Genomic DNA, 8,440 nt, shown 5'->3' on the forward strand with positions numbered 1-8,440 from the left:
GGCCCGGGCCGGCCGCAGCGGCAGCTCCGTCGAGCGGTGTTGCGGCCAGCCCAGCAGCAGGCAGATCGCGGCCAGCGCGAACAGCGTGCCGAGCGCGAACGTGACCCGGCCGGAGACGGAGTTGCCGAGGAGTGCCAGCGCGGCGTAGCCGGCGACGAGCATCGCCCGGGGGCCGCTGCGCCCCCGGCCGAGGAGCAGCCAGGCCAGGAGGCCCGCCGCCAGCGTGCCCGCGACCACCAGCGTGGTCCGGACCCCGACGGCGGCCATCAGGTACGGCGACAAGACGCTGTAGGACACCGGGTGCATCCCGCCGTACCACGCGAGGTTGTAGGCGCTCCCGGGGTGCAGCCGGGCGAACTGGGCCCAGGCGTCCTGGGCCGCGATGTCGCCGCCCGCCGTGGCGAAGAAGGCCCACCACAGGAGCTGGGCGGCGCCGGCCAGGACCATCGCGAACAGCACCGGCGACCGCAGGGCCCGCGCGAGGTGCGGCCGGAGCGCCGGGCCCGGGTCGAGCGGGACCTCGCCGACGACCGGTGGGTCGGCGGTGAGCGTGCGGGCGACCGAGCTCATGCCGACGTCACGGCGTCCTCGTCGAGCTCGGCGACCTCCTCGGCGGAGTCCGGCCCTCGGCCGACCGGATGGACCATCAGCCGGCCCAGGGTGAACGCGAGGACGGCGAGCAGCACACCCGCGACGTCGTCGACGACGAAGTGCCAGCCGAAGTAGACGGTGGCGACCATGACCAGTGCGAGGTAGGCCGCCAGGACGTTGGAGATCCGACGCCAGCCGTAGTAGCGGGTGACCAGCAGGACCGTGCAGGTGAAGCCCACGTGGAGGCTGGCGAACGCCGAGATGCTCACGAAGGCGTCGCTCGCGTGCGGGTCGGCGAGGAAGTGGGCGCGCTCGGCGAGGTACTTGGCCTGCGTCGTGGTGATCGCGGTCGGGCGCAGCCCGGCGAACTCCTCGGGCGCCGAGGCGAACGGCCCGAGCGTGGGGATGAGGTAGTAGGACCCCAGCCCGAGGATCCAGACCCAGAGGGCGGAGCAGAGCATGACGTAGGCCTCGCGGACGCGCGGCAGCAGGGCGAGCGTGCCGACGACCGACAGGGGCACCAGGTAGGTGAACGAGCGGTAGATGAACGCGAGGACGACCGCCGCCTCCTGGTGCCCGAGCACGTCGTGCAGCAGCACCGCCGGGCTGTGCCCGAGGAACAGCCAGCGCTCGGCGGACAGGAGGTCGTCGTCGCGTGGGGTGTTCAGCGCGTCCCAGCTCTTCAGGTTGCGGTAGCTGATGTAGACGACGTGGTAGGCGAGCAGTCCGGAGCCCACGAGCAGCAGGCGCTGCGGGGTCCACCGTCGACGGAGGTGGCGCACGGCCTCCAGGAGCGACCATCGCAGCGGAGCGGTCCGCACTCCGCGCACGAGCGCGTCGGCGAGGGCCAGGACGACCAGGATGACGACGGCCGTCGTGAGCCGGCCGCGGAACATCGCGCCCCCGGGGTCGCGCAGCGGGATGCCGAGGTGCTCGGAGCGCAGCAGCGCGATCGACGCGAACAGCGCAGCGAGGGCCCACACCCACGACGTCAGGCGGAGCGCCTCTCGCCCCGACATCGCTTCGCTCGCCATCGCTCCCACCTCGTGCTCACCCTCGACCCACCCGGACGCAGACAGGCCGGCCCCCACGGAGCATAGCGAGCCCCGCGAACGCCCGGGCCGCGAGGCTCGGCGTGCACGGGTCGATCCGGGTCGCGACCCCGACCCGACGGTCGGGTGCTCGCGCGCCCTGGTCGTCTCGAGAGCCTCGTGCCCCGCTCAGACAGCTAGTGCCGCACCAGGAGTCTGATGACAATCCGCGCGGCTACGCGACGCCCGGTGGAGCGTTGGCGGCGTTCGCCTCGGTCGGAGTGACCCGCCACGCCGTTCCTCGGCCGCCTTGCCACCGCACGCACCGGACGCCGTTCGCGTTCGCCCGTCTTGTTCAGCAGACTCCTAGGCGCCGGCCTGGCGCGGCGCGGTCGGGTCGTCCTCCACGCCGGACTGCTCGCGGGCGACGTACTCCTCGATGTCCTCGATGTCGTCACGGTTGCGGGTGGTGACCGCGAGGAGGTCGCTCATCGTGGCGACCTCCTCGACCTGCTCCTTGATGAACCACTGCATGAACTGCTCGGAGGCGAAGTCGCTCTCCTCGCGAGCGATGCGCAGCAGCCCGTTGACCTGCTCGGTGACCCGCTTCTCCTGCTCGAGCGCCAGGGCCACGGGCGCAACGACGTCCTCGAAGGAGCTGACCGGTGCCTCGACGGCGGGGATGACGACGTCCGCGTCGGTGTCGAGGAGGTACTGGATCATCATCGCGGCATGGGCCCGCTCCTCGAGCGCCTGGGCGTAGAAGAACGCCGCCATCCGCGGCATCGTCAGCGCGTCGTAGTAGACCGCGCAGGTGAGGTACTGGTTGTGCGCCGCCAGCTCGTTGCCGATCTGGACGTTGAGCTGGTCGGTGAACCGGGGTGCGGCCACGGGGTGCTCCTCGAGGTCGGGGGTCGCTCAGCCTGGATTCAGGCGGCCTTCGCGAGCTTCTTCTTGGTGACCTTCTTGCCGTCCACCCGAACCAGCTTGCGCTTCTTGACCGTATACCCGGCCGGCAGCGTGCCCTCCTTCAGCATCCGCAACGGGCAGCGACCGCACTTGGTCTTCGACGCGCAGCACTCCGTCTTGGGGAGCTTGCGCGTCTTGGCGGGCTTGGGGGCCTTGGGCACGGCCGCCACCCTACCAGAGGATTTAGGGTTGCCTAACCTTGGTCGAGACCGTTCGCCTGCCGGATCACGTCCACGATGCCGCCCATGATCTCGGTCATCCCGAAGTCCTTGGGCGTGTAGACCGCGGCGACCCCGAGCTCGCGCAGCCGGCGGCCGTCGGACTCGGGGATGATGCCGCCGACCACGACCGGGACGTCGCCGAGCCCCGCCTCGCGCAGCCCGTCGAGCACCGCCGGCACCAGCTCCATGTGCGAGCCGGAGAGGATCGAGAGCCCGACGCAGTGGACGTCCTCGGCGACCGCCGCGGCCACGATCTGCTCGGGGGTCAGCCGGATGCCCTGGTAGATCACCTCGAACCCGGCGTCGCGGGCGCGTACGGCGATCTGCTCGGCGCCGTTGGAGTGGCCGTCGAGCCCGGGCTTGCCGACCAGCAGCCGCAGGCGGCCGCCCCCATGTCCGCTCAGCTGCTCGCCGGTCTCGCGGACCCGCTCGCGCACCGCGGTCAGCTCGGCCCCGGCCGACCCCGCCATCGACTGAGCGACCGCGCCGGAGACGCCCGTCGGGCCGCGGTACTCGCCGAAGACCTCGCGCAGCGTGCCGGCCCACTCCCCCGTGGTCGCGCCCGCGCGGGCCGCGACCAGCGTCGGGCCCATCAGGTTGGCGTCGGTCTTCGCCGCGGCGGCCAGGTCCTCCAGCGCCTTGGTGACCTCGGTGTCGTCGCGCTGTCCCTTCCATGCCTCGATGCTGGCCAGCGCGCTCTGCTCGGCCTCCGGGTCGGCGGCCATGATCGCGCTGTCGAGGTCGGCGGTGAGCGGCGACGGCTCGGTCGTCTCGAACTTGTTGACGCCGACGATGATCTCCTCACCCGACTCGATCCGGGCGCGGCGGGCGGCGTGGGAGGAGACGAGCTCGGACTTCATGTACTCGACCGCGGCGATCGCCCCGCCCATCGCCTGGACCCGGTCGATCTCGGCGCGAGCGCCCTCGACCAGCTCGGCGACCTTGGCCTCGATGACGTGCGAGCCGTCGAAGATGTCGTCGTACTCCAGCAGGTCGGACTCGTAGGCGAGCACCTGCTGCAGGCGCAACGACCACTGCTGGTCCCAGGGGCGCGGCAGGCCGAGCGCCTCGTTCCACGCCGGGAGCTGGAGCGCACGGGCCCGGGCGTTCTTCGACAGCGTCACGCCGAGCATCTCCAGCACGATGCGCTGCACGTTGTTCTCGGGCTGCGCCTCGGTGAGTCCGAGGGAGTTGACCTGGACGCCGTAGCGGAACCGCCGCATCTTCGGGTCCTCCACGCCGTAGCGCTCCCGGGTGATCTCGTCCCAGAGCTGCCCGAAGGCCCGCATCTTGCAGGTCTCCTCGATGAACCGGACGCCGGCGTTGACGAAGAACGAGATCCTGCCGACGACGCGTCCGAAGTCGGCCTCGTCGACCTGGCCGGCGTTCTTGACCTGGTCGAGCACGGCGATCGCGGTGCACAGGGCGTAGGCGAGCTCCTGCGTCGGCGTCGCGCCGGCCTCCTGCAGGTGGTAGCTGCAGATGTTGATCGGGTTCCACTTCGGGATCTGGTGGACGGTGTAGGCGATCATGTCCGCGATCAGCCGCATCGAGGCCTCGGGCGGGAACGCGTAGGTCCCGCGCGAGAGGTACTCCTTGATGATGTCGTTCTGGGTGGTGCCGGCGAGCTGGGCGGCGACCTCCTCGGGCGACAGGTCAGGGTTCTGCTCCTCCGCCACGACCTGGTACATCGCGAGCATCCACATCGCGACGGCGTTGATCGTCATCGAGGTGTTCATCTCGGTGAGCGGGATGCCCTCGAAGAGCCGGCGCATCTCACCGAGGTGCGGCACGGGGACGCCGACCTTGCCGACCTCGCCGCGGGCGAGCGGGGAGTCGGGGTCGTAGCCGGTCTGCGTCGGCAGGTCGAACGCGACCGACAGGCCGGTCTGCCCCTTGGCCAGGTTGGTGCGGTACAGCGCGTTGGACGCCGCGGCGGTCGAGTGCCCAGCGTACGTCCGCATCACCCACGGACGGTCCTTCTGGGGGCGGTCCTTCTCGGTCATGGGTCCGAGGGTAAGGCGAGACTTACCAGTTGGTAACCGCCCGGACGTGTGGGTTATCCGACATGCGCCTCACGCGGACGCCGCCACCCGCTCGACCTCGACGACGCGGATCAGCCGGGACAGGTGCAGCATCCGGCGCACGGCCGGGCCGCAGCCACGCAGCGTCAGGTGGCGACCGTCGCGGCCGGCCTGGCGGGTCGCGACCGCGAGCACCTTGAGCGCCGTCATGTCGATCGTGGCGACGTTGGTGAGGTCGACGACGACGTCCTCGTCGTGACCCTCGATCAGCTCGTAGATGGCGTTGCGGGCCTCCCACGTGCTGCGCACGTCGAAGTCGCCGCTGAGGAGAAGTGTCGGACCGTCGGTGGTGATGTCCATGCTGTGCCCCGTCCTCCGGGGCCCAGAGAAGCCCCGGTCGCTCCATCCGTCTGACGTCGATGGCGTGCTCGTCACTGACTATGACGCCGGTGACACCTGTGAGGTTGCGTCCCGCGGCCGGATATTTCCGCTGCCCGTCCGCGGGCCTCGATCCGGGTCGTACCCCGCTGTGACGGGGGTCATGCGCGGCCGGCCGTCGGTCCGACCGCCGCGGGTGCCCTACGCTCGGCACATGGTCAACCTCACCCGGATCTACACGCGCACGGGCGACGGCGGGCAGACCCGACTCGGCGACATGAGCACGACGACGAAGACCGACCTCCGGCTCGCGGCGTACGCCGACGTCGACGAGGCCAACGCCCACCTCGGCCTCGCGCTCGCGCAAGGCGGTCTCGACGAGGACGTCGTCGCGGTGCTGACCCGCGTCCAGAACGACCTGTTCGACGTCGGCGCCGACTTCTGCACACCGGTCGTGGAGAACCCGGAGTTCCCGCCGCTGCGCGTCGAGCAGGCGTACGTCGACCGCCTCGAGGCGTGGTGCGACCACTACAACGAGGAGCTCCCCAAGCTGCGCTCGTTCATCCTCAACGGTGGCAGCCCCGGCGCCGCGCTGCTGCACGTCGCGCGCACGGTCGTGCGCCGCGCGGAGCGGTCCGCGTGGGCGGCCTACGAGGTGCACGGCGAGACCATGAACATCCTGGCCATCACCTACCTCAACCGGCTCTCGGACCTGGTGTTCATCTTGGCCCGCCACGCGAACCGTCGCGACGGCGACGTGCTCTGGGTGCCCGGCGGCGAGCGGGACTGACCCGGCCGTGGACTCGGGCCGGTTCTGGGAGCTGATCGCGCTGCTCGGCGGTCGTGCCGACGAGCGGACCTGCCGGACACTGGAGGCCGCGCTCTCCCCGGCCGAGGGCGACGACCTGGGCGAGGAGATCCAGCGCCGCGTCGACGAGCTGCTCGACCGGCGATCGGTACCGGCCTCCCACACCGGCGACACCGCCGAGTGGATCGCGGCGGCGGTGATCGCCGCCGGTCGCGAGCGGTTCGAGCGAGAGCTCACCCAGTCCGGGCCGCTCGATCCCGACGACTGGCAGTGGGAGGACGCGGAGTCGCTGCTCGTGGCCGGGTTCGGTGACGACGACGACCCCGACGACGGCCCCGAGGCCGGGCTCGACGACGTGTCGACGGAGGCGCTCGAGGACGGGCTGGGGCTCTGGCTGCAGTGGAAGTCCGGCCGTCTCCCCGCCGGCGTCACCACGGCCTGGGACCCCGAGGTGGAGGCCGCGCTCGACGCGCCCGACGACCCGGCGTTCGGCCGGGTCCCGACCACCGACCCCGCGTGGGACGACGCGCTCGCCACGCTGGCGGCCGATCCCGAGTTCCACCGCCGGCGCGCGCTCATCGGCGACATCGGCCTGCACCTCCTGGTGCGCGACGTCGACGGCGCCGAGCTCCGCCCGTGGCCCAGCGAGACCGAGGTCGAGAACGTCGTGCTCACCGTGCCGGCCGCCGACGCCCGCACCGAGCACGACGAGCGCGTCGCCGACTACCTGGAGGTCGTGGTCTTCCTCGTCACGTCGACCCAGGAGAACCTCGGCCTGGAGGGGTGAGCCCGGTCAGGACAGGGTCGGCTGCCGGTCGCGAGCGGCCGGCCGGGTCGCGAGCACGGCGACCGCCGCCGGGCCCATCAGCACCGCGATGGTCAGCATCGAGTGCAGCGTGCCGACGTGGTCACCGAGCCAGCCCAGGAACGGCGGGCCGGTGAGGAACGCCGCGTAGCCGATCGTCGAGACCACGCTGACCCGCGCGGCGGCGCGCACCGGGTCGTCGGCGGCCGCGCTCATGCCGACCGGGAACCCCAGCGAGGCACCCAGGCCCCAGAGCACGATGCCGACGACCACCACCGGCGCCCAGTGTCCGTAGACCACGAGCAGGACGCCGGCCAGCGCGGTCGCCGTCGTCGCCCAGAGCACCGGGGCACGGCCGAACCGGTCCAGTGCCGCGGAGCCCACGAGCCGGCCCGCGGTCATCGCGGTCACGAACAGGGAGAACCCGGCGACCCCGACCCAGTGCGCGGCGTCGTACCCGTCGACCAGCGCGAGCGCGAGCCAGTCGTTCGCGCTGCCCTCGGTGAGCGCGAAGGCGAGCACCATCACGCCGATCGCGAGCGTCCGCGGCTCCAGCCAGGCCGACCGCGCCGGCGCCGCGACCTCCTCGGGGGGCGGGGGCGGGAGGAAGTAGCGGGCCGCGACCACCACGGCACCGAAGGACAGCAGGACGACGGCCGTCACGTGGACCTCGATCGGCACGTGCAGCGCAGCCATGGGCACGCCGAGGCCGGATCCCGCGATCGTGCCGAAGCTGAACCCCGCGTGGAACCGCGGCATCACGGTGCGACCGAGGTGCCGCTCGACGGCCGCGCCGTCGACGTTCATCGCGACGTCCCAGACCCCGGTGCCGACGCCATAGAAGAACAGCCCCACCGCGGCCACCGGCATGGTCTCCCACACCCCGATGCTGAGGGTGGCGAGGGTCAACCCGAACGCACAGGAGGCCGCACCCAGCCGCACCGCGCCGGCCGGACCGACCCGGTCGATGAGCCGTCCCGACGACGGCAGCGCCAGCACCGATCCGGCGGAGATCGCGAGCAGCAGGAGGCCCAGCCGGCCGTTGCTGAGGTCGAGGGTGCTGCGGATGTCGGGGACCCGGGAGACGAACGAGGCGAAGCAGAACCCGTTGAGGATGAACACGACGGCGACGGCGTTGCGGGCGGGGAGGACGGCGGGCACGGGTCCACCCAACCCGATGACGTGGTCGCGCTCCAAACCGGTTTCTTGACCGGTCCAGATCGGGTTCGTAGGACCGGCCCCGCCGAGCTCCCAGCCGACTCGCAGCCGGCTCCCAGTGGTGACCGGCATGGTCCTCCCACCGATCACCGACGAAGGAGTCACCCGATGAGCATCGAGCTCGAGACCCAGGGCCCGAGCGCCACCACCCCACCCCGTGCCGACGGCTCCCCCGCGGAGGCGCTGCGCGGCCTCATCGGCGGCCGGGTCCACCTGCCCGGCGACGCCGGGTACGACGCCGCCCGGCTGCCGTGGAACGTCGCCGTCGACCAGCGCCCGGCCGCCGTCGTCATCGCCAAGAGCGTCGATGAGGTGGTCGAGGCGGTCGCCTACGCGCGGGACAACGGCCTCCGCGTCGCGCCCCAGACGACCGGCCACAACGCGGGCGCCATCGC

General features: G+C 72.0%; 9 protein-coding genes and 1 pseudogene. 3 read left to right on the top strand and 7 right to left on the bottom strand.

Features of this window, described 5'->3' with window-relative positions; genetic code table 11:
• The 6 genes and pseudogenes from VGD85_RS09165 to VGD85_RS09190 form a co-directional block, all read right to left on the bottom strand.
• Positions 1-570: pseudogene (locus VGD85_RS09165) on the bottom strand (hypothetical protein); the annotation flags it as partial.
• Positions 567-1,625 carry a phosphatase PAP2 family protein gene (locus VGD85_RS09170; RefSeq protein ID WP_331063145.1) on the bottom strand — a complete coding sequence of 353 codons (1,059 nt, stop codon included), beginning with the start codon at positions 1,623-1,625 and terminating at the stop codon, positions 567-569. The pseudogene VGD85_RS09165 and the gene VGD85_RS09170, both read right to left, overlap by 4 nt.
• Before the next feature lie 363 nt (positions 1,626-1,988).
• Positions 1,989-2,513: a ferritin gene (locus tag VGD85_RS09175; protein WP_331063146.1), complete on the bottom strand. Its 525-nt coding sequence runs from the start codon at positions 2,511-2,513 to the stop codon at positions 1,989-1,991.
• Between the two features lie 38 nt (positions 2,514-2,551).
• Positions 2,552-2,752 carry a hypothetical protein gene (locus VGD85_RS09180; protein WP_331063147.1) on the bottom strand — a complete coding sequence of 67 codons (201 nt, stop codon included), beginning with the start codon at positions 2,750-2,752 and terminating at the stop codon, positions 2,552-2,554.
• 32 nt (positions 2,753-2,784) lie between these two features.
• Positions 2,785-4,818 (bottom strand): protein meaA, encoded by a 2,034-nt coding sequence (locus VGD85_RS09185; RefSeq protein WP_331063148.1) that lies wholly within the window; start codon positions 4,816-4,818, stop codon positions 2,785-2,787.
• A gap of 69 nt (positions 4,819-4,887) precedes the next feature.
• Positions 4,888-5,196: an STAS domain-containing protein gene (locus VGD85_RS09190; RefSeq protein ID WP_331063149.1), complete on the bottom strand. Its 309-nt coding sequence runs from the start codon at positions 5,194-5,196 to the stop codon at positions 4,888-4,890.
• Positions 5,197-5,428: 232 nt separating this feature from the next.
• Between VGD85_RS09190 and VGD85_RS09195 the strand changes: the two genes are divergently transcribed.
• Both VGD85_RS09195 and VGD85_RS09200 read left to right on the top strand, forming a co-directional pair.
• Positions 5,429-6,004, top strand: coding sequence for a cob(I)yrinic acid a,c-diamide adenosyltransferase (locus VGD85_RS09195; protein WP_331063150.1), 576 nt, complete (start codon positions 5,429-5,431; stop codon positions 6,002-6,004).
• 7 nt (positions 6,005-6,011) lie between these two features.
• Complete coding sequence (locus VGD85_RS09200) at positions 6,012-6,809, top strand: hypothetical protein (RefSeq protein WP_331063151.1); 798 nt, start codon at positions 6,012-6,014, stop codon at positions 6,807-6,809.
• 6 nt (positions 6,810-6,815) lie between these two features.
• On the opposite strand, the gene VGD85_RS09205 is transcribed toward VGD85_RS09200, so the two are convergent.
• Positions 6,816-7,988: an MFS transporter gene (locus VGD85_RS09205; protein WP_331063152.1), complete on the bottom strand. Its 1,173-nt coding sequence runs from the start codon at positions 7,986-7,988 to the stop codon at positions 6,816-6,818.
• Positions 7,989-8,153: 165 nt separating this feature from the next.
• Between VGD85_RS09205 and VGD85_RS09210 the strand changes: the two genes are divergently transcribed.
• Positions 8,154-8,440, top strand: a 287-nt coding sequence (locus VGD85_RS09210; RefSeq protein WP_331063153.1) for an FAD-binding protein, incomplete at its 3' end; no start/stop codon positions are given.

It is taken from the genome of Nocardioides sp., from assembly GCF_036401255.1.
Classification (GTDB): domain Bacteria; phylum Actinomycetota; class Actinomycetes; order Propionibacteriales; family Nocardioidaceae; genus Nocardioides.

Bases quoted from the DNA above. Each gene is read 5' to 3' on its own strand.
- VGD85_RS09170 (WP_331063145.1), bottom strand. From the start codon at position 1,625: ATGGCGAGCGAAGCGATGTCGGGGCGAGAGGCGCTCCGCCTGACGTCG.
- VGD85_RS09185 (WP_331063148.1), bottom strand. From the start codon at position 4,818: ATGACCGAGAAGGACCGCCCCCAGAAGGACCGTCCGTGGGTGATGCGG.
- VGD85_RS09190 (WP_331063149.1), bottom strand. From the start codon at position 5,196: ATGGACATCACCACCGACGGTCCGACACTTCTCCTCAGCGGCGACTTC.
- VGD85_RS09195 (WP_331063150.1), top strand. From the start codon at position 5,429: ATGGTCAACCTCACCCGGATCTACACGCGCACGGGCGACGGCGGGCAG.